The 19,713-nt window shown below is 59.7% G+C and carries 22 protein-coding genes and 1 riboswitch; of the genes, 5 read left to right on the top strand and 17 right to left on the bottom strand.

Going from position 1 to position 19,713, the window contains the following annotated elements; all coding sequences use genetic code 11:
* Positions 1-6 precede the first annotated feature (6 nt).
* On the bottom strand, positions 7-2,742 hold the full coding sequence (locus tag K1X12_RS11015; RefSeq protein WP_225907949.1) for a nitrate/nitrite transporter: 2,736 nt from the start codon (positions 2,740-2,742) through the stop codon (positions 7-9).
* Positions 2,743-3,046: 304 nt separating this feature from the next.
* Between K1X12_RS11015 and ftrB the strand changes: the two genes are divergently transcribed.
* Positions 3,047-3,820, top strand: a complete 774-nt coding sequence (ftrB, locus tag K1X12_RS11010) for a transcriptional activator FtrB (protein WP_011646569.1) — start codon at positions 3,047-3,049, stop codon at positions 3,818-3,820.
* On the opposite strand, the gene moaA is transcribed toward ftrB, so the two are convergent.
* The 11 genes from moaA to K1X12_RS10955 form a co-directional block, all read right to left on the bottom strand.
* Positions 3,817-4,809, bottom strand: a complete 993-nt coding sequence (moaA, locus tag K1X12_RS11005) for a GTP 3',8-cyclase MoaA (RefSeq protein ID WP_220987637.1) — start codon at positions 4,807-4,809, stop codon at positions 3,817-3,819. The two genes, ftrB and moaA, sit on opposite strands and share 4 nt — an antisense overlap.
* A riboswitch (molybdenum cofactor riboswitch) is annotated at positions 4,801-4,928 on the bottom strand. Its footprint overlaps the gene before it by 9 nt.
* Before the next feature lie 82 nt (positions 4,929-5,010).
* On the bottom strand, positions 5,011-6,207 hold the full coding sequence (locus tag K1X12_RS11000) for an NnrS family protein (RefSeq protein WP_220987636.1): 1,197 nt from the start codon (positions 6,205-6,207) through the stop codon (positions 5,011-5,013).
* Positions 6,208-6,228: 21 nt separating this feature from the next.
* On the bottom strand, positions 6,229-8,424 hold the full coding sequence (locus tag K1X12_RS10995; protein ID WP_011646566.1) for an adenosylcobalamin-dependent ribonucleoside-diphosphate reductase: 2,196 nt from the start codon (positions 8,422-8,424) through the stop codon (positions 6,229-6,231).
* A gap of 141 nt (positions 8,425-8,565) precedes the next feature.
* Positions 8,566-8,943, bottom strand: a complete 378-nt coding sequence (locus K1X12_RS10990; RefSeq protein WP_220987635.1) for a limonene-1,2-epoxide hydrolase family protein — start codon at positions 8,941-8,943, stop codon at positions 8,566-8,568.
* A 30-nt stretch (positions 8,944-8,973) separates the two neighbouring features.
* Positions 8,974-10,158 carry a molybdopterin molybdotransferase MoeA gene (locus tag K1X12_RS10985; protein WP_220987634.1) on the bottom strand — a complete coding sequence of 395 codons (1,185 nt, stop codon included), beginning with the start codon at positions 10,156-10,158 and terminating at the stop codon, positions 8,974-8,976.
* Positions 10,155-10,649 carry a cyclic pyranopterin monophosphate synthase MoaC gene (moaC, locus tag K1X12_RS10980; RefSeq protein ID WP_225908110.1) on the bottom strand — a complete coding sequence of 165 codons (495 nt, stop codon included), beginning with the start codon at positions 10,647-10,649 and terminating at the stop codon, positions 10,155-10,157. Before moaC ends, K1X12_RS10985 begins: the two co-directional genes overlap by 4 nt.
* Complete coding sequence (gene moaB / locus K1X12_RS10975; RefSeq protein ID WP_220988867.1) at positions 10,640-11,176, bottom strand: molybdenum cofactor biosynthesis protein B; 537 nt, start codon at positions 11,174-11,176, stop codon at positions 10,640-10,642. The genes moaC and moaB overlap by 10 nt, the downstream gene beginning before the upstream one ends.
* On the bottom strand, positions 11,163-11,660 hold the full coding sequence (locus K1X12_RS10970; RefSeq protein WP_220987632.1) for a molybdenum cofactor biosynthesis protein MoaE: 498 nt from the start codon (positions 11,658-11,660) through the stop codon (positions 11,163-11,165). The genes moaB and K1X12_RS10970 overlap by 14 nt, the downstream gene beginning before the upstream one ends.
* 16 nt (positions 11,661-11,676) lie before the next feature.
* Entirely contained in the window at positions 11,677-12,150 is a 474-nt protein-coding gene (locus tag K1X12_RS10965; protein WP_220987631.1) for a hypothetical protein, read from the bottom strand.
* 9 nt (positions 12,151-12,159) lie between these two features.
* Positions 12,160-12,399 (bottom strand): MoaD/ThiS family protein, encoded by a 240-nt coding sequence (locus K1X12_RS10960; protein ID WP_220987630.1) that lies wholly within the window; start codon positions 12,397-12,399, stop codon positions 12,160-12,162.
* Between the two features lie 37 nt (positions 12,400-12,436).
* The gene (locus tag K1X12_RS10955; protein ID WP_220987629.1) at positions 12,437-13,150 is read right to left on the bottom strand and encodes an NnrU family protein; all 714 of its coding nucleotides are present in this window, start codon (positions 13,148-13,150) and stop codon (positions 12,437-12,439) included.
* Between the two features lie 156 nt (positions 13,151-13,306).
* Here K1X12_RS10955 and K1X12_RS10950 point away from each other — a divergent pair, with 156 nt between their 5' ends.
* Complete coding sequence (locus K1X12_RS10950; RefSeq protein WP_369426103.1) at positions 13,307-14,074, top strand: sulfite exporter TauE/SafE family protein; 768 nt, start codon at positions 13,307-13,309, stop codon at positions 14,072-14,074.
* A 406-nt stretch (positions 14,075-14,480) separates the two neighbouring features.
* Here the strand turns inward: K1X12_RS10950 and K1X12_RS10945 are convergent, their stop codons facing one another.
* Positions 14,481-14,714, bottom strand: a complete 234-nt coding sequence (locus tag K1X12_RS10945) for a hexameric tyrosine-coordinated heme protein (RefSeq protein ID WP_220987627.1) — start codon at positions 14,712-14,714, stop codon at positions 14,481-14,483.
* Between the two features lie 78 nt (positions 14,715-14,792).
* Positions 14,793-15,203, bottom strand: a complete 411-nt coding sequence (locus K1X12_RS10940) for an Rrf2 family transcriptional regulator (protein WP_220987626.1) — start codon at positions 15,201-15,203, stop codon at positions 14,793-14,795.
* Between the two features lie 86 nt (positions 15,204-15,289).
* Between K1X12_RS10940 and K1X12_RS10935 the strand changes: the two genes are divergently transcribed.
* Genes K1X12_RS10935 through K1X12_RS10925 form a run of 3 tightly spaced genes read left to right on the top strand, consistent with a single transcriptional unit; the run spans position 15,290 to position 16,737 of the window.
* Positions 15,290-15,763: a group III truncated hemoglobin gene (locus K1X12_RS10935; protein WP_225907948.1), complete on the top strand. Its 474-nt coding sequence runs from the start codon at positions 15,290-15,292 to the stop codon at positions 15,761-15,763.
* Positions 15,760-16,248 carry a hemerythrin domain-containing protein gene (locus tag K1X12_RS10930; protein WP_220987625.1) on the top strand — a complete coding sequence of 163 codons (489 nt, stop codon included), beginning with the start codon at positions 15,760-15,762 and terminating at the stop codon, positions 16,246-16,248. Before K1X12_RS10935 ends, K1X12_RS10930 begins: the two co-directional genes overlap by 4 nt.
* A 12-nt stretch (positions 16,249-16,260) precedes the next feature.
* A complete protein-coding gene (locus K1X12_RS10925) occupies positions 16,261-16,737 on the top strand; it encodes a cupin domain-containing protein (protein WP_220987624.1) in 477 nt (158 codons plus the stop codon).
* An 84-nt stretch (positions 16,738-16,821) separates the two neighbouring features.
* On the opposite strand, the gene K1X12_RS10920 is transcribed toward K1X12_RS10925, so the two are convergent.
* The 3 genes from K1X12_RS10920 to K1X12_RS10910 are packed head-to-tail and all read right to left on the bottom strand — an operon-like array spanning position 16,822 to position 19,708.
* Positions 16,822-17,475, bottom strand: a complete 654-nt coding sequence (locus tag K1X12_RS10920; RefSeq protein ID WP_220987623.1) for a CerR family C-terminal domain-containing protein — start codon at positions 17,473-17,475, stop codon at positions 16,822-16,824.
* On the bottom strand, positions 17,476-18,576 hold the full coding sequence (locus K1X12_RS10915; RefSeq protein WP_220987622.1) for an ABC transporter permease: 1,101 nt from the start codon (positions 18,574-18,576) through the stop codon (positions 17,476-17,478).
* A gap of 1 nt (position 18,577) precedes the next feature.
* Positions 18,578-19,708: an ABC transporter permease gene (locus tag K1X12_RS10910; RefSeq protein ID WP_439649735.1), complete on the bottom strand. Its 1,131-nt coding sequence runs from the start codon at positions 19,706-19,708 to the stop codon at positions 18,578-18,580.
* Positions 19,709-19,713 lie beyond the last annotated feature (5 nt).

Raw genomic sequence — 19,713 nt, 5'->3', positions numbered from 1 at the left:
TCCTTTTTAGGCAGCGGCTGTTGCAGGTCCGGAGCGCTTGCGGTTTTCCACATCGAAGAGGAGACCGCCGGGGCGCGCATAGACGAACCAGGTGACGAGAAGGCAGGAGACATAGAAGGCGAGGAACCCGTAGAGCGCAGGTGCGGCGCTGCCAGAGGCGGCAAGCGACATCCCGAAGCTCTTCGGGATGAAGAAAGCTCCGTACGCAGCGATGGCGCTGGTAAAGCCAGTGATGGCGGCGCTTTCCTTTTCGGCCTGGCGCAGACGGTCGGCTCCACTCATCTGCGGCTCCAGCCGGTCAATCTCCTTGCGCATGATCGCTGGGATCATCTGGAAGGTCGAGGCATTGCCGACCCCCGTTGCAAAGAAAAGGACGATGAAGGAGACGAAGAACCCTATGAAAGCTCCCGGTGCGTCCTTGTTGGCAAGGAAGTAGAGGACCCCGACTGTACCCACCATCATCAGGACAAAGACCGCGAGCGTGACCCGTGCGCCGCCAAACCGGTCGGCGATCCATCCGGTGAAGGAGCGGGACAACGCGCCGACCAGAGGGCCGAGGAAGGCAATCTGCAGAACGTTGATTTCCGGAAACTGCGTTTTCGTCAGCAGCGGAAAGGCCGCAGAAAAGCCGATGAAAGAGCCGAACGTTCCGGTGTAGAGCCAGCACATGATCCAGTTGTGCCGGCGTTTGAAAATAACGGCCTGATCTGAGAAGGATGCCTTGGCGCTGGACAGGTCATTCATTCCGAACCAGGCGGCAAAGGCGCTGGCTATAATGAAGGGTACCCAGATAAATCCGGCATTCTGGAGGAAGAGCTCTCCCCCCTCCTCTGTTACCTGTGGCTGCCCGCCGAGAAAGCCAAACACGCCGACAGTAATGACAAGAGGCACGAGAAACTGCATCGCGCTGACCCCCAGATTGCCGAGCCCGGCATTCATGGCGAGCGCATTTCCCTTCTCACGCTTAGGATAGAAGAATCCGATATTTGACATCGACGATGCGAAGTTCCCGCCGCCGAAGCCGCACAGCAATGCGAGCACAAGCATGATCCAATAGGGCGTTTCGGGGTTCTGAACGGCAAAACCGATCCCGAGCGCGGGGAGCATGAGGGACCAGGTCGTCAGCGTCGTCCACAGCCGTCCGCCGAACACCGGCACCATGAAGCTATAGAAAATCCTCAGCGTGGCCCCCGACAGGCCGGGCAATGCGGCGAGCCAGAAAAGCTGGTCTGTCGTGTAGGCAAATCCGATTTGCGGCAGTTTGGCGACAACAACCGACCACACCATCCAGACAGCGAAGGACAGGAACAGGGCTGGGATCGAGAGCCAGAGATTGCGGCTGGCAATCTTCTTGCCGGTCTCCTCCCAGAACTGGGGCTCCTCCGGGCGCCAGTCCTCGATGAGCTTAGGCGCCAGCGCCCGGGCTTCGCGCTCTCCATGAATGGGCTGCATCTCCGGCAGTTGCGGCAGGGAGTCGAGCGTTGCGCCGGCCGCTTCGCGCTCCATGTGCCGGATAGCAAGGTGCATCCAGATCAGCGAAGCCGATACGATCAGGAACAGCAGCATGAAGCAGCTCGTCCAGATGCCGGTCAGGTCATTCAGTACACCAAACAGTATCGGAAGGACGAAGCCACCGAGCCCGCCCATCAGCCCGACCAGACCACCGACAGCGCCGACGTCCTTGGGATAATAGACCGGGATGTGCTTGTAGACCGCTGCCTTGCCGAGGCTCATGAAGAAGCCGAGCACGAAGATCGCGATCACAAAGGCGACCGGACCTGTGGCAAGCCGGAAGCTGATTGGCCCGCGCACGCCATCGACGACATAGGAAGTCGGCGGGTAAGACAGGAAAAAGGTAACCACGACTGAGACGAGGAATGTCCAGTACATAACGTTCCGCGCGCCGACCCTGTCGGAGAGGTGCCCGCCATAAATCCGGAAAATGGAAGCCGGGATCGAATAGGCCGCTGCCAACATACCGGCTGTCTTCACATCGAAGCCATAAACGCCGATCAGATAGCGCGGGAGCCAGAGCGCCAGCGCAACGAACGCGCCGAACACGAAGAAGTAATAAAGCGAGAAGCGCCAGACCTGGATATTGCGGAGCGGCTCGAACTGGGAGGCAAAACTGCGTGGCTTTGCGCCCGTGCGGCGGCGCTCGGCGAGCTCAGGATCGTCAGACGTCAGGAAGAAGAAGACGAGCGCCACAAGCACGAGCGCGATCGCCCAGACATTGGCGACACCCTTCCAGCCCATCGAGGCCATGACGATGGGCGCCGCAAATTTCGTGACCGCTGCGCCTACATTGCCGGCGCCGACGATCCCAAGAGCAGACCCCTGCTTTTCCGGTGGGAAGAATTTCGAGACATAGGTGATCGAGACGGAGAAAGATCCGCCCGCAATGCCTATTCCCAACGCCGCCAGGAGAAACTCCGGATAGGTCGTTGCGAATGTCAAAAGCCAGGTCGCCAGCGCTGACAGCAGCATTACGGCGAGATTGACAATTCGGCCGCCGAACTGGTCAGCCCATATTCCAAGGAACAGCCGGGAAAGGGATCCGGTCAGGATCGGAGTGCCCACGAGCAGTCCGAATTGAGTCTCGGAGAGCCCGAGTTCCTTCTGAATCTGCAAGCCGAGAATGGCAAAGATCGTCCACACGGCAAAACAGGCCGTAAAAGCAAATGTCGTCAGGCCCAGGGCGCGCCCGGCGCCTTTTGCGGGCGTTGGAGTGGAAAGTGGCATATGGCCCCCGCGTCTCGTGTTCGGGGTCCAGAGGTGTCAGCAGTGGGGCGCCTGTGCCTTGATAATTGTGAAGCGCTTTCTTGGCGGATGTCCGCTTTTGCGCCTGGCTTGAAATCAATCTGAGCCCGCCTGACGAAGCCATGCCCAAGGCCTGATCTGCGCCGACTGGGACACGGAAAGTCGTCATCAGCTGCCTTGACTTTTATCAAGCTCACCATCAGGGTCAAAAAAACACAGCACCCCGTCAGACCCGATCTGCAAGCAGCAACGCCGCGAAAGTCACCCGGCGGTTCAGGAGGACGATATGACCATTCGAAGCGCAGATGCAGAGCGCGTAAGAAACATCTCCTTCTTCAAGCAGGCCGATGATCCGACCTTCGCAAGAGCGATGACCGGGGCTTTTCTCCAGCGTTTTCCGGCCAATACGACGCTTCTGATGGAAGGAGATCCCGTCGATTTCCTTTACATCCTGCTGGAAGGCGCAGTCGAACTGGGCGCTGGCTGGAAATCGAAGGACACAACGCTCGCGATTCTGCGGCCGGTTTCAACATTTATCCTGGCGGCGGTCGTGCTTGAGTCGGATTCACTCATGAGCGCTGTCACGCTGGAGCGTTCCGAAATCCTGATGGTGCCGGGCGATTCCCTGCGGCGGTCGATGAAAGAGGACGCCACTTTCGGGTTTGCCGTGTCAGAAGAACTTGCCGGCTGCTATCGCGGGCTGGTGCGCTCCATCAAGAACCACAAGCTGCGGGACTCAACCGAGCGGCTCGCCAACTATCTGCTCACCCAGCGTGTCCGTCAGGGTGAAAAGAACACAATCGTTCTGCCGCACGAGAAGCGCGTCCTGGCCGCCCTTCTTGGCATGACACCAGAAAACCTTTCCCGGGCCTTCTCCAAGCTTTCGGACAAAGGGGTGAGTGTCGAAGGCGCTCATGTCCGGTTCGACAATGTGGCCGCGCTCGAGCGGCTCGCACGCCCAACCCCACTGATCGACAACCACTATGCGCAGGATTGCAACACGAAAGGCAAGGCCTTCACCGAACGACAGCAGGGCCTGCTCGACACGAAGAGCGACTAGCCTCCGGTCTGAGCCAGATTTCTGATGTCGCCAGGATTGGCGGTGTGAAGATTGTGCGCTGCAGGTTTGAAGGTCAGAGCCTCGACAATCCGCGACTTGAGAACTTGGGTGCTATCATCTGAGCCGAGCAGGTCCCGAAGGTCGCGTCCGCCTTGTCCGAAAAGGCACAGCCGGAGTTGTCCCCGCGCTGTGACGCGCAGCCGGTTGCACCCATCGCAGAAGCCCGGCCCGTAGGGCGCGATCAGACCGATCCGGCCGGCATAACCAGGATGCGTGAACTCGGTCGCCGGTCCGTCATCTTCCCCGCGTGCTTTTGCAGTCCAGCCATTGTCCTCCAGCCACTGGCGCAGGATCCGGCCGCTCACATGCTGCGCCTCAAAGAACATCTTGTTATCCCCTGTCCGCATCAGCTCGATGAAACGGACGGAGACGGGACGCTCACGGACGAACTCTGTCCAGCTCGAAAAATCCTCCTCAAGCCCGTCCCGCAACAGCACGGCATTCACTTTGACGGTCTTCAGAGGCAGGGACAGCGCGCGCTCCAGTCCAGCAAGCACATCCGCTAGACGATCATGGCCGGTAATGCGATGAAAGGCCTCCCTGTCGAGGGAGTCTATGCTGACATTGAGGTTGGTCAGCCCCGCCCCAACCCACTCATCGATATGGCGAGGCAGATTCCAGCCATTTGTCGTCAGGGCGACTTTCTCAACCCCCGGCGTCGCTGAAATGCGGGCGATCAGTTGCGTCAGATCCTTCCGGACAGTCGGTTCGCCGCCTGTCAGCCGGACCTTACGGATGCCAAGCCCGGTGAAGGCGCGCACGAGCCGTTCAATCTCGTCTGCGGCGAGAAAGTCCATGGAACCGGTTTTTCGGTATCCATCCGGCAAGCAGTAGGTACATCGAAAATTGCAGACTTCTGTAACCGACAGCCGCAGGTAACTGAACCTGCGCCCGAAGGCATCCGTCGCGACTGCGCCGGGATGTGTCATCGCATGGCTCCTTTCCAAGCACGGGAGGCGGCAGGGTTTCCCACTGCCACCCTCGGCCGGGCCGCCTTGACACCGGGAAACGGCGCTTTAGGCGGAACGGCTCGGAGCGAATTTCCAACACGCTATGCTGCGTGCCGCCCAGGGTCTTTGACGCTCGCGCGTCGCCGGATTGATGGGAGTCAAGTGACCGGTCCGGACCCGTCAAGGCACAGGATCAGGCCGCGGTGCCAACAACCTCGGGCCGTAGACCATTGCGAAAAGCGCGAATGCGCCTGCCCAAAATCCACTTGCGACATAATTGACCGGCGCTTGAAGTGCCCCGTCGAGGAACGGCGCCACCACACGCGTGATCGCGCCGGCATTGACCAATCCATATACCAGCACTGTCCCCCACCCTGCATGCAGGACGTGACCCGTGTGCCCCAGACTTGCCCGCGTCATGACCGCCAAGGTCATGACGCCAACCGCGCCTGCGCCGGCCGCGTGAATGCCTGCGACACGCGGAACGCCGGCCGGGAAAATACCGCTCAGGCCGAGAAGGATGAGCGCCAGCGCCGCCCAGGCAAATCCGATATGCAGAATGGTCACGAGGGGTTCAGCGAGCGTTCGCTGCCCCTGCCATCTTGCGAGTCGAACGATATTGAGGGCACCCGCCAATACAAGTAGTCCGGATGACAATGCGCGGTCCCCGAAGAGCGCCCAAAGCGCAAGGGCAGCGAGGGAAAAAAGCAGCGCCATGCCGTCATACCGGTCAAACGGGGCCGGCATCGCGCCGCCCCGTCTGGCGAGCCAGTTGCGCGTAAAACTCGGGGTGATCCGCCCGCCGATCAGCAGGATCAGAAAAATCAGCGCGGCCAGTCCCGTCCTTATGGCCATCTGCGGCAGGCCACCATTTATGATTTCGCTCCAATGAAATCCGACATTCGCCAGGGCAAGGACCGAGACAGCAGCGGCTACTTTCAGGTTTCGCGTATTCTTGGCTGCAATCACTTCGCGCCAGATGATACCGGCAAAAACCAGAAGGAAAGCGCTCTCGATGGCCCCCGCCAACCAGGCAGGGTCCGGCTGGACCAGCATGGCGATACGCCCCGCAATCCAGATCGCCACCAATATCATGAGGGGTTGTCCGCAGACAGGCAGCCGGCCCGTCCAGTTCGGAACCGCAGTCAGCAAAAACCCTGCCACGATCGCAGAGCCGTAACCGAAGACCATTTCATGCACATGAAATGCAAGGCCCGCCTCTACCGGCAGGGCCACCGGGCCAAACGCATAGGTCGCAATCCAGAGGGGTATGGCGATTGCTGCCCAGATCGCGCCCAACAGAAAGAAGGGCCGCAGGCCAAGGCTGAACAGAGCCGGCCCCCTATAGGCACGAATTTGTTCAGCACTGGTCGCCATTCTGCATATCCCTTTTCAAATTTACCCGCATTTCGAATGGCCGCACTCGAGACAGGTGTCACAGCCTTCCTTACGGATCAGTGCTTTCTGACCACATTTCGGGCAACAGGCTGCATCCTTGCGGTTGCCAGTCTCGGCACTGCCCGCACCCGTCATGCCGAGATGTTCGGCCACAACGCGTCCGATCGCGGCGGGCAGAGAAGGCACGTACCGCCCGTCCATGAACGCGCCGCCCTGCGGATCAAACACAGCCTGAAGCTCGTCGGCGACGAAACTGACATCGCCCCCCCGGCGGAACACAGCCGAAATCATCCGTGTCAGGGCAAGGGTCCAGGCATAATGGTCCATGTTCTTGGAGTTGACGAAGATCTCGAATGGCCGGGGTCCATGACCGGTGTCTGCATCATTAATGGTAACATAGACAGCATGCGCGCTTTGCGGCCATTTGAGTTTGTAGGTCGCCCCTTCCAGTTTGCGTGCGCGCGGCGCGAGCGGCGTCTCCGGAACGTCGGCCTGGACAGGCGTTTCAGCGACCGAAAGGACAGACCCTGTGATGGCATTGGGCCGGTAGGTCGTCAGTCCCTTGCAGCCGAGCCGATAGCCTTCGCGATAGACATCCTTGAACGCATCGAAGCTGATATCGGCCGGACAGTTGACGGTCTTCGAAATGGAACTGTCCACAAAACGCTGCGCGCTTGCCTGCATGCGAAGATGATCCTGAGGGGTCAGGGTCTGTGCACTGACGAATACGTCTGCCGGTGGCGCCGCGTCGCCGTGCAGCCTGTGCCAGACACGAAGCGCATAGTCGGTGACGGGTTCTTCGACACTGGTGCCGTCCGCCTGACGCACTTTCCGCGAATAGGAAAAGGCAAAAACGGGTTCCACTCCGGAGGAAACGTTGTCGGCAAGCAGAGAGGTTGTGCCAGTAGGCGCTATCGATGTGAGGCAGCCATTGCGCAGGCCATGCTCGGAGATCAGGGCACGCGTGTCAGGATCGAGGCCCAGAAGGTTCGGGCGATCCAGAATGGCCTTGTCAAAAAGCGGGTAAGGTCCCTTCTCCGCCGCGAGATGGGCTGACGCGCGATAGGCGGCACGCTTGATTGCCCCCATCCAGCGCTCCGACAGAGCGACGGCCTTGTCCGAACCATAGGCAGCGCCGCAGAAGATCAAGGCGTCAGCAAGCCCCGTGACGCCCAGTCCGAGCCTGCGTTTGGCGCGGGCCTCCTCTCCCTGCTGCTCAAGGGGGTAGCGCGAGATGTCGATAACATTGTCAAGAAAGCGGATGGCGGTTTCTGTCAGCGTTTCAAGCTCGGTCAGCTCGATTTTCGCATCTGCCTCAAAGGGAGAGGAAACAAGCCGCGCCAGATTGATCGAGCCCAGAAGACACGCGCCATAGGGCGGCAGCATCTGCTCGCCGCAGGGATTTGAGGCGCTAATCGTCTCAATGTCTGCGAGATTGTTGAGCGCATTCACCCGGTCGACAAAGATCACGCCGGGCTCTGCGGCGTCATAGGTCGCCTGCATGAGCCGGTCCCAGAGACCTGACGCAGGCAATGAGCGATAGGGCTGGCCATTGAAGCTGAGCGTCCAGTCCCTGCCCGCCTCCAGCGCCGCCATGAATTCATCGGTCACAAGGACCGAAAGGTTGAAGTTGCGAAACCGCGCGCCATCGCGCTTGGCGTCGATGAAGGCCTCGATATCGGGATGATCAATGCGCAGGCAGCCCATCATCGCGCCGCGCCGCTGGCCCGCCGACATGATGGTCCGGCACATTGCATCCCATGTGTCCATGAAGGAGAGCGGACCGGACGCCTGCGCGCCGACGCCCATCACCGGAGCACCAGACGGGCGGATGGTGGAGAAATCCATCCCTACCCCGCCGCCCTGCTGCAGGGTAACAGCCGCTTCACGAAGATGTTCGAAGATTCCTGGCAGGTTGTCAGGGAGAGTCCCCATCACAAAACAGTTGAACAGGGTGACATTGCGCGCCGTCCCGGCCCCGGCGAGGATCCGTCCTGCGGGGATAAATCGGAAGTCCGTGAGCGCATCGCGGAACCGCGCGCGCCAGACCTTCCGGTTTGCGGGGTTCTCCGCTTTGGCAACAGCATTGGCAACACGAGAAAGCGTTGCGGCGAGGTCAACATCCTCACCCTCGTCGGAGCGGAAGCGGTATTTCTTTTCCCAGATTTCGGCTGCAAGCGGCGTGTCGAAAGGCATGGTGATTGTCCTGTTCATCTGATCGCTGAAGGACGGTCAGGCTCTCCGATTCGGTGCGGCAAAACGCGGGGTGCGCAGCATCTGACAGCGGGATGAAAATTCCCCGGCCTGCCTTGACAAGGATCAATCACGGCCAGTCTCTCATGCCTCGCCGGATATACCGCGCGTGTAAGTCGCCATATCGAAATAGTCCCGCCAGACTTTGATCTTCCCGCCTTCCATGACAAACACGCCGCAACAGGGAAGATCGACAGCCTGCGTTCCCAGTCTCGTGCGGTCGAGGCGCTCGGCTACAACAATATCGCCCGAGCTGACCAGAGTCAGGATCTCCCAGTTCGTCTCTGTCCAGTCCTTCAGGAAATTGCCGACAAATGCTTTCAGGGGACCATGACCTGTCACCGGCCTGAAGGGCATGTTGTGGTAAACGCCGTCCTCGGCGAAATAGCTGACAATTTCATCGACGCCCAGACGCGACCAGGCGGCTATGAATTCCCGGATGATTTTTTCGTTTTCAGTCATCTATGTCTCCTGTCGGATGAGCCTGAAGTCTCAGAAGCGGATATAGGAAACAGGTGCGCCCGCCGGTTCAGCCGGTGCGCCAGGCAAACGGCGTATCAGTGCATCTGACGCCGCAAGTGACCGCTGGCTCCCTGAATCCTGCGAGTCTGCCAGAACAAGCCCGCGTTCCGTCATCCGGGCCCGGAGGAAGGTTTCCCGGTCACCGCAAGCAGGAAGCGGATCAGCGCAACAGCCCTGCTCGAACACGACGGCAGTGGCCGCATCGCCGCCACTCATCCCGGTCAGGAGGGGCGCCAGCAGCAGCCGGGCAGTGACCAGAGCAGACGTTGGATTGCCCGGAAGGCCAAGAACGAGGCGGGTACCAATCCGCGCCAGCCAGACGGGCTTGCCGGGCTTGATGGCTACTTTTGGGAAAACATAATCAGGCGCTTCACCAAACACCGAACGCGAGTAATCACGGTCACCGACTGACGCGCCCCCAATCATGATGATCAGATCAGCCTCCTGCAGCGCGCGCGCAGCCGCCGCACCAAGCAGTTCGGGCACATCCGGCAGGCGCTCGGACCGCAACAGACAGCCACCATGTGCGGTAACGAATGCGGCGATGCCAGGCGAGACGCTTTCCGGGATGGCGCCGGGCCTTTCCATTGCCTGCCCCGGCGCGGCCAACTCATCACCCGTGGCCAGGATCACCACACACGGTTGGCGCCAGACAGAGATCCTGCCCTGGTCTGCGGCCGCAGCGGTGGTCAGAGCCCTCCAGTCAAGGCGAATCCCGGCAGGCACAAGCAGGTCACCCGCTGCGAAATCCGATCCTGCGGCCCGAATATTGCGGCCAGGTCCATGTGGGCGAAGAAAGGTGACCCGATCGCCCGCGCGTTCGGCGTTTTCCTGAACGATCACGCGGTCTGCGCCGTCGGGAACCGGCGCGCCTGTAAAGATGCGAAATGCCGTGCGCTCCGGCAACCGCTGGCCTGGCAGCGTGCCGGCAGCCGCCTCCCCGGCAATAATCAGGCTGAATGGAATATCCTTGAGATCGGCCTCACGCACGGCATATCCATCCATGGCCGAGACATCAGTACGCGGCATGGCAAACCGCGCCGTGACCGCTTCGGAAAGCACTCGACCCGATGCGGCTTCGAAGGACACGCTTTCAGAACCCAATGGCAGCGCGACGCCGATCACGCGGGAGAGTGCCTCATTGAAGGAAATCATGGCGCTTCGGTCTCCGCCCGCCAGTCGCCGGACTTGCCGCCGCTCTTCTCTTCAAGGCGGATCGCTTCAATGATAATACCCTTGTCGACAGCTTTAAGCATGTCATAGAGCGTGAGCGCGGCGACACTCGCGGCGGTCAGCGCTTCCATCTCAATGCCGGTCTGGCCGGTCAGTCGCACTTCGGCGGAAATTCTGAAGCCCGGCAGGGCGTCATCCATCTCTATCGTAACGGCCACCTTGCTGAGCATCAGCGGGTGGCAGAGCGGGATCAATTCATGGGTTCGCTTGGCCGCCATGATGCCGGCAAGCTCTGCCGTCGTGATAACCGCCCCCTTGGGCGTGCGCGCCTCGCGCACCGCGGCTAGCGTTTCGGGCAGGCATCGCACGCGCCCGCTCGCCACCGCGCGGCGCACACTTGCGGCCTTCTCGCTCACATCCACCATATGAACGCGGCCATCAGAATCGAGGTGGGTCAGCTTCGTCACGGACAGATTCCCCGATAGCGTTCAATCTGACCGACCAGGGAGCACGGCCGGAACCTGCTATCGAACTCCAGGGCGAACACATGGTCCCATGCGTCCCGGCAGGCGCCGGTTGAACCTGGAACACAGAATATGAATGTCTCGCCCGCTTGCCCCGCGAAAGCACGGGACTGCAGCGTGGAAACGCCCACCGTACCAAGGCTCACCTGGTGAAAGACGACGGAAAAGCCATCCATCTCACGCCGGAACAGCGGTTTGACGGCTTCAGGGGTCACATCGCGAGGAGAGAATCCTGTTCCACCCGTCGTCAGCACCACGTCGATCCCCGGTTCGGCGATCCATCGCGAGACAACTGTACGGATATCCGCCACCTCATCCCTGACGATGGCGCGCTCGACCACATTATGACCCGCCGCCTGGGCCCGCTCGATGAGCAGGCCGCCAGAAGTATCTGTTTCGGTATTTCGGGTATCGGATACCGTCAGTACAGCGATGTTCAGCGGGTAAAAGGCAAGGCTCTCGTCAATGCCCGGCATTTTTTTCATTCCATCTCTCCAAGTCCATTCTGTCTCGATCTGTAGGCTCTATCCAGCGCTCGCCAAACGGTCCGAGTTCGCGCTTCCAGAAGACGGCTTCTGTCTTGAGCCTGTCCATAAGATAATCGGCAGCCAGAAACGCTTCCCGGCGATGGTCGCCCGTCACGCCGACAAAGACGATAACCTCGCCCGGAACCATGGCCCCGCAGCGGTGCACCACGGACACGGCACTGACATCGAACCGCCTAATCCCCGCCTCAGCGATCCGTTGCAAGGAAACAAGCGTCATCCGGGGATGGTGATCGAGAATCAGCTTCTCCAGCGGTTCTCCCTGCTTGGTGACCGGCCGCACTGTCCCCTGAAAGGAAACGACGGCGCCATGACCGGGTGCGCGAAGCCGGAGGTCATCCAGTCTCGCGGCGGCGTCAATGACCGTGTTTGCAAGCTCGGCATGCACGCCTTTGTCGCATTTTTCGTCCGTCATCGGGGACCCCTCATTATCAATAGAATGCGCCATGGGATCCGAGGACCGCTGCCAGGACAGTTATCAGCGACAGGGTCATCAATACCAGATGTCCGCGCTGGACGATCGCCATCGTTCTTGCGGGTTGTGCGTGCATCTGCCGCGAAAACCAGCGGTCCAGATAGAGCGGCTCGAGAACGAACAGCACGATGGTGAACACCAGCCAGATCGCTACCATGGCATGCATCCACCAGAAGCCGGGATCCAGAAACCGGCCCCAGGCGGCAAGACGGTAGGTAATGTAGAAGCCCGTCAGACCGGCAACAGTAACCGAGATCTTTGCCTGCCAGGAAAACGCACTTTCGATCGCTGCAAAGATGCGCGCCCGCTCGGCTGGCTCAGTCAGGCTGCGGACACCAGGAAGCAGGACGAGTGTTACGAAGCAAACGCCGCCGATCCAGTGGACGACGGCGCCGACATGCAAGGCTCGGGCAAGTGTAATGTCAAACACGGGGTCAGCTCACCCCCCCGAGACCGGGCTCATGAACTCGACAGTATCACCAGGCCGGATGACGTAGTCTTCCGGGACAATCTCATCGTTGACGGCAGCCCGCACAGACCGGTGAAGGATGGCGTCCACATTGTATTGGCTGGCAAGCAGGGCCCTCAGTCCGGAAACAGCAAGGCCGTTCATGGACACCTCGACATTCACGGCGCCGCTGAACGGAGCCGCGATACGCCCGTGAAATCCTATCTGCATACGAACAATTCCTTTTACTGGCATTGGCTGGCTTGCTTCAAACCGGGGGTAGTGGTGAGACACCGACCACAGGCCGATGCAGGAGAATGAGTCCGCCCCAGACGACCGGCAAGAGCAGCATCCTCAACTGAAGGAGCTCTATCCATCTGGCTTTGCCTCTCAGGAGCGCGGCAAATGGAACAAGGCTGGTTCCGAGGATCATTTGGGACCACTGCGCGCCGCTCCGCTTTCTGCTCCGGGTTTCCATGGCGAGAATTCCCACGACTGAAAACACTCCCAGAGACCCAAACAGCAGCACGTGCGCGAGGTCGCCATTTGCAATAAGGTGCGCCAAAGACCAAAGCACCATCGCCCAGAGCAAGGGATGCCGGGTTACCGCAAGAATACCGGGACGGGCCGGATTGTAGGCCCTTTCCGCGAGGCCGCCGAGACTGAAAGGATTGGCAATGGCTGTCCCTCCGATCACCAGGAGGAGGGCCAAGGCCATAAGGCCATTGGCAAGCCAGAGGCCGTGCGGGCCCCAGAACCAGAGCCAGACATAGGGCGCCCTGCCGGCTGCGATAATGAGCCAGGCGAACAGCGCAAGGGACACCGCGCTGTAAAGCGCCAGATAGGCCCAGCGGCCCAGCAGGGAGACCAGCCGGATGCGAATACCTGGCCGGGCTGGCAAGGCGTGACTGACAAGAAAGACCAGCGCTGCGCCCAGAAACTCTTCCCATCCACTCACCTTGCGCCCGTCCTGATCCGGCATCCCGGGAATATTATTAAGGCAAATCAGGGCGATCCCGCATGACATTGATCATCCGGCAGAATGCTATTTTACCGGTCTCGGGCAGATGATTGTAATGGGTCTGCGCCGACTGAGCCGCTACTGACAAGATCCAAGGCCCGAGGAGAAAGCGCATTGGTGCCATCACTGCTGACTGCGGCATTCTTCATAACCGCCGTCCTTTATGCCAGCGTCGGCTTTGGCGGGGGCTCAACTTACAACGCGTTGCTGGTGCTCAGCGGCGCTGACTACCGTATCGTTCCTGCCATCGCGCTCATCTGCAATGTCATCGTGGTTACCGGCGGTGTCTGGCGGTTTTCGCGGACGAGAGATCTTTCCACCCGTCGCCTCTTGCCCTTCCTTATCACATCTGTGCCGGCGGCATGGATCGGTGGCCGCTTGCCCATCAGTGAAACAACCTTCGTTGGACTGCTGGGAGGAGCGCTCCTGATTTCAGGGGTACATCTTGCCCTTCAACGCGCCACCGTTGAGTCAGAGACCGTCTCGCAGCTCCGCCCGATCCCTCCGGTGCTGTCAGCTGCAATCGGCGGATCGATCGGCATCCTCTCAGGATTGGTAGGCATAGGCGGAGGGATTTTCCTTGCCCCGGTCCTTTATTTAATGCGCTGGGGAAACGCAAAGCAGATCGCCGCCGCCTGCAGCCTGTTCATTCTGGTCAATTCCTTGTCGGGCCTTCTGGGCCAGGCGTTCAAACTCCAGGACCTGGACCTGATGTCGCTCGCCCTGCCCTACTGGTTGCTACCGATCGTTGTGCTGGCGGGTGGACAGATCGGATCCTGGCTGGCCGGCCATCATATAAAGCCCAGTTTAATCCGTATAATGACCGCTATTCTGATTCTGTATGTCTCAGTTCAGCTGCTCTATAGATGGAGCACTCTGATCTGAATCAGCGAGCGTCAGCTCGCGAAGGATGAAATGCTCAAGGCGCGCACAAGATCTGCCTGGTGACCGGTCTCAGCGACTTTTCAGGCGCCGGAAACCGAGTAATGCGGTGGCCATTTCTTCAGCAATTCACCGAACAGTTCCTTTTCGGAAAGCCTACCTTCGCCTCTCCGGATGGTGCAGCTGTCTGAGCACGTTGCCTTTGGATTTGATGACGACGCGCCGGGCCCGGCCATGGAAATGTAAAATCACCCTCGACCGTTCGGTGTCATTGTCCGTCTCTGCTTTGCTTCGTAAGACGATTGTGCTGTCGCGCGAAAAGCGTCAGGCCGGTCGCCAGAACAACGCGGAAGATTTCAGCCATTAGGTCCGCCTCGGTCAGGGTTTCCAACCCCAGGTCCAGCGGTCGTCATACCCCCTCATTCCAATAGCCATTCGCTGCAGCCACAGTGGCGAAATGCGTTGCCACGACCTGGCTGGATGCAATCAGCGCATCGGCGCTTTCGGCGTAACCAGGTCGCAGTCTGCCGCGGATCTCATCGTCTGGCTGCGTCATCTTGATGGCGACACGCGCCATCTTGACTGCAAGGGCATAGCCTTCTTCGGGGGTCGAGGTCTTAAGGGTCGGGAGCCAGGAGGTCATAGGAAGGTCCAGTCATGCTTGCGGTTTCAATTCAGCGGTTCGATGGTTCTGCAGATCATAAAGGTCTCGGCGTTCATCTTACGCAACCGGTTCAAGCGCGATGTCGGCGAGCGTGGATTGGTCTAGCTCGGAAAGAAATGCGATTTCGGCAGATCGCAGCCGGGCCTTGAGTCTGCAACGAGGGGTGAGGGTACAAGCGCCCCCATCGGCGCTCAGGCATTCCACAAGCGGCTGTCCCTCTTCAAGCAACCGGATAATGGTTCCCAGCCTGATCTCGTTGGCCGGCCGCGCGAGCTCAGCGCCGCCCCCCCCACCACGCCGGGTCTGGATCAGCCCGGCTCCAGCGAGGCGCTGCATGATCTTGGCCAAATGGTTGCGCGACAGGCCGAACTCCTCTGCGAGCTCTGCCGTCGAAAAAGCACGGTCCGGCGCACTCGCCATGCGCATCAGCATTCGCAAGCCGTAGTCGGTAAAAGCAGTCAGACGCATGTGGTGACACCTGTCACTTAATCGGTATTTACAATACCTATTAACAGCCCTACGCTGTCTTGCAAGTCCGATAGAATGCGTCCGCCATGAACACTGCCCGTCCAACCGCTCAGATTGCTTCGGCCAGGCCAGAGATGACAGCCGTCATCGTGACGGCCACAGGCCTTGATGAGTCCCTGCTTCGGGAAATGGTGCAGGCCTTCTACGCCAAGGTCCGATCCGATGCTGTTCTTGGCCCCATTTTTGATGCGCACATCACCGACTGGACACCACATCTGGAACGTATGATCACTTTCTGGTCTTCAGTGGCGTTGATGACGGGGCGCTATCATGGTCGCCCGCAGGAAGCACACACGAAGCTTGCGGTCGGTGCCCTGCATTTCGAGCGATGGCTCGCTCTGTTCAAGGAAACTGCGCAAGAGACATGTTCGGCTGCGGGCGCCGCGCATCTGATCACGCGGGCAGAACGCATTGCACGTTCACTTTTAAGCGCCGTTGAAGAATCGCAAACAGTTCCCAAGCCGCTTTCGGATGGCGGAGCCCAAAGGACACCCCCATGACAGATGCCGCACCGATTCAGAACGCCTCGGACCTGACCCGATATATTGAGACGCGCTATCATCAGACGCACCGTGAGCAGCTGCCAGTCCTTGCCGAACTTGCCGCAAAGGTCGAGCGCGTGCATGCAGGGCATGAGCGTGCGCCGAAGGGGCTCCACGAACTCCTGCGACAAATGATCGGTGAGCTGGAAGTACACATGAAGAAGGAGGAGTTGATCCTCTTTCCAGCAATCCGGGCGGGCGGCACCCCCGGGCTCGCCCACCCCATCGCCGTCATGCGTGCCGACCATGATGATCACGGACAGGCAATCGCGGCCATCGCGCAGCTCACGTATAATCTGGAACTGCCCGAGGGCGCATGCGGAACCTGGACCCGGCTGTATGCCGGTCTCGCGGAGTTCATTACGGACCTGACTTCGCATATTCGTCTGGAAAATGAGGTGCTTTTCCCGCAATTTGACCAGGTCAACCATACCGATACCTGACGGAGTCCGCCATTGAACGATCCCAAAGACCCGGGACCACGCTACGCATCGCCTCCCTGCATGGCGGGAGAGGTGACACCGGATTATTTCGACACGCGCGCAGGAAAAGCGCTAATTCATCAATCAGGGCAGGCGAATGGAATTGGAAACAAGGCAATGGCACTCAAGCATGCAGCATCGGGCGAGCGCGTAGATCTTCACCCCCTCGGCTCCCGTGTAAGTACTGAAAAGACAAGCGCGATCGTCCGTACAAAGAGCTTTGAAGCGGTTCGACTTATTGTACTGTCCGGAACCGAAATCCCATCCCACAAAGTCACTGGCCAGATCATGTTCCACTGCATCGAGGGGCACGTGCAATTGGGTCTCGCCGACAGAACGATTGACCTGCTGCCTGGGCACTGGGTGTATCTGGACCACGAAGAGCACCACGCGTTGCGGGGGATTCAGGACTCATCCTTGCTCATGACCATCCTGTTTGACGGCGGCTGAAGAGCACTGGAACAGGAAACCATCTGGACTGTCGGCAGCATCGGGTCAGACTGACCCCATCGGAAGGTCTGTGCCAATACCCCGCTAAAGATGCTGCAACAGGCGTATATTTTCGCGAATTAAAGAAGTGATGGACACGATTTCCTCAGGCCCCAGATCCTCGCGCTCCAGAGTTCTCAAAGACAACGCCCGGGCGGCGCGGAAAGCGAGCGCCTGACCGAGAAGCGTCAACCCCCGAACACGGGATGCCCGGGACCCCGGCACGTCGCCACTTGCGATTGCTGTAAGATGGATGATGGCACGGAAGAAGCGGCCAACATTGCTGGCATAGAGTATTTCAAAAGCTTCTGTGGGAGTGGCCTGTTCACGAAGCATGAACCGGGCCCATTTTTCGCTGTCACTGCTTGCCAGCATCATCACAAAAGGGCCAAAAGCCGTCTCCAGCAGCTCAATCGCCTGCTTGCGGCTCAGGGCGCGGTTGAGCAATTCGTCTTCAAGTCGGCTCAGCGCTGGCTCAAGCCTTTGCGATACCTGCTCTGCAATCGAGGACGCAGCTGCGAGATAGAGGTTCTCCTTGGTCGCGAAATGATACGGTATCGCGGCAAGGGACACGCCTGCCATGCCGGCGATCGCCCGGGTGGATGTTCCGTCGAATCCCACAACGCCGAACAGTTCGATAGCGGCCTCGACGAGCCGTTCGCGCGTTTCAACGCTTCGAGGATCACTGCGCTTTGCCATCTATGATGTCTTCTTTCTGAGTAACCAGGCAGAGGCCGGCAGCGTCACCATTGCGATCCCGATGAGCGGTGCTGTACTGCGCGCAACCTCGGACAGTGGCAGATCCTTCAGAAACACGCCTTGAGTTATGACGAGGAAGTGCCGGAGCGGATTGATCTGCGTCGCCAGTTGCATCCAGCCTGGCATGTTCTCAACCGGTGACATGAAGCCAGACAGAAGCACCGCAGGCGAGGCGAAAACAAAGGCACCGAGTATCGCCTGTTGCTGGGTATCTGAGATCACGGAAATAAAGAGACCGATCCCGATCACCGCCAGCAGATAGAAAAACATCGATCCGTAGAGCGCGAGCAGCGACCCAGCAAAGGGAATCTTGAAACCAAGTACGGCCACGAGAACAAAGAAGGTGCCATGCAGGTAGCCGAAGATCAGACCAGGTGCTGACTTCCCGATGACGATCTCCATCGGCCTGAGTGGTGAGACGAGCAGCTGATCGAATGTACCAAGTTCGCGCTCGCGGGCAACCGACAGGGCCGTCACGATGATCGTGGTCAGTAGGGTGATGGTTGCGACCAGTCCCGGCAGGGTGAACCAGGCATATTCAAGATTTGGGTTGAACCAATGCCGGACCCGGACGGCCTCCGGCGGCGCGCCGCCTGAATATGCCGCTGCCGACACACGCGCGATGATGGCCGACAGGTACGAGTTGACGATCTGAGACGCGTTCGACTTGCGACCGTCAAGGATGATCTGGACATCTGCCGGCTGACCCGCTTCGATCCGGCGGGAGAAGTCCTGCCCGATATGAACCACCGCAATGACACGCTGGCTGTCGATGGTCTCCCGGATCTGGCTGACGGACTGCAGCTGTATGATCTCATCGAACGCGGAAGCGCCTTCAAAGCCTGCCACGATTTCCCGGCCGCTCGTTCCGTGGTCGAGATTGAGGACGGCAATATCGACATTGCGCACCTCCATCGTCATGGCGAAGGCGAAGATGACGAGTTGAAGAAGGGGGGGCACAAGGATCACCGCGCGCCCCTTGGGATCACGCCAAATGGCGAGCATCTCCTTGATGATCAGAGCAAGCAAGCGCCGCCACATTTCAGGCGATCCGCTTCGGCGTAGCCAGCCATGTCAGCATCAGGAAAAAGGTGCCGACGGCCAGCATCTTCAGGATCGCTGGCCATAGAACCGACCAGACATCCCCTGCCAGAAACAGTGTCTGCAAACTGCTCACGAAATAACGCGCGGGGATAAAGGTGGTGACCGTGCGGATCGGCAGCGGCATCGCGCTGATTTCGAAGATAAACCCCGATAGCAACGTTGCCGGCAGGAAGCCTGTGAAAAGCGCCAACTGAGCCGCAACAAACTGGTTCTTGGTCGCCGCGGAGATCAGCAATCCCTGACCAAGGGCGGGCACCAGGAAAGCTGCGGCAACCGCTGCAAGCGCAAAGACCGAGCCTCGGAACGGGACATCAAAAACGAATACCGCCGCCAGGGTGCACAGCACCAGAGAGCTCATGCCCAGCAGAAAATAAGGCAAGATCTTTGACACCAATAATTCTACCCGGCTCACCGGTGTGGCAAGGACCGCTTCCATGGTGCCGCGCTCCCATTCGCGGGCGATCACCAGCGCCGTCAACAATGTGCCGATGATGGTCATCACAACTGCCGTGGACCCCGGCACGAGATTGTAGCGACTGGTCAGTTCGGCATTGAACCAGAAGCGGGGTTGCGGGGTTATCGCCGCCGGGACTGGCGAGGCCGCGTCTGCGAGCCGGCGTGCCTGCCACACGCTGTAGACTCCCTGGGCATAGTTCGCGACGAACTGAGCGGTATTGGGCTGCGAGCCGTCGGTCAGGATCTCGATGGGGGCCGGGTCGCGCCTGCGCAGGCGTTCGGTGAAGTCCGGCGGAATGATGACGAGGCCGCGCAGCTGACCGGATACAAGGCCCGGCTCAAGCGCCGCCTGGTCGAAGGCCGTGACGGTTTCGAAATAGTCGGAACCTTCAAATGCCTGGACAAGACTGCGCGCATCGGTGCGTGCGTCCTGTACCACGATGCCAACCCGGATCGAATTGGCATCGAGCGATATTCCGAACCCGAACAGAAGGAGAAGGATAAGCGGTAGCACGAACGCGATCAGGATCGAAGAAGGGTCACGAAAAATCTGGAATGTTTCCTTTCGCGCAAGCGAGAAGGTTCGACGCACAGGAGCAGGAAGCCGCGACAGATGCA

Origin of the sequence: Hyphomonas sediminis (assembly GCF_019679475.1) — a bacterium.
Classification (GTDB): Bacteria; Pseudomonadota; Alphaproteobacteria; order Caulobacterales; family Hyphomonadaceae; genus Hyphomonas; species Hyphomonas sediminis.
This window is presented reverse-complemented; position numbering and strand designations above follow the sequence as displayed.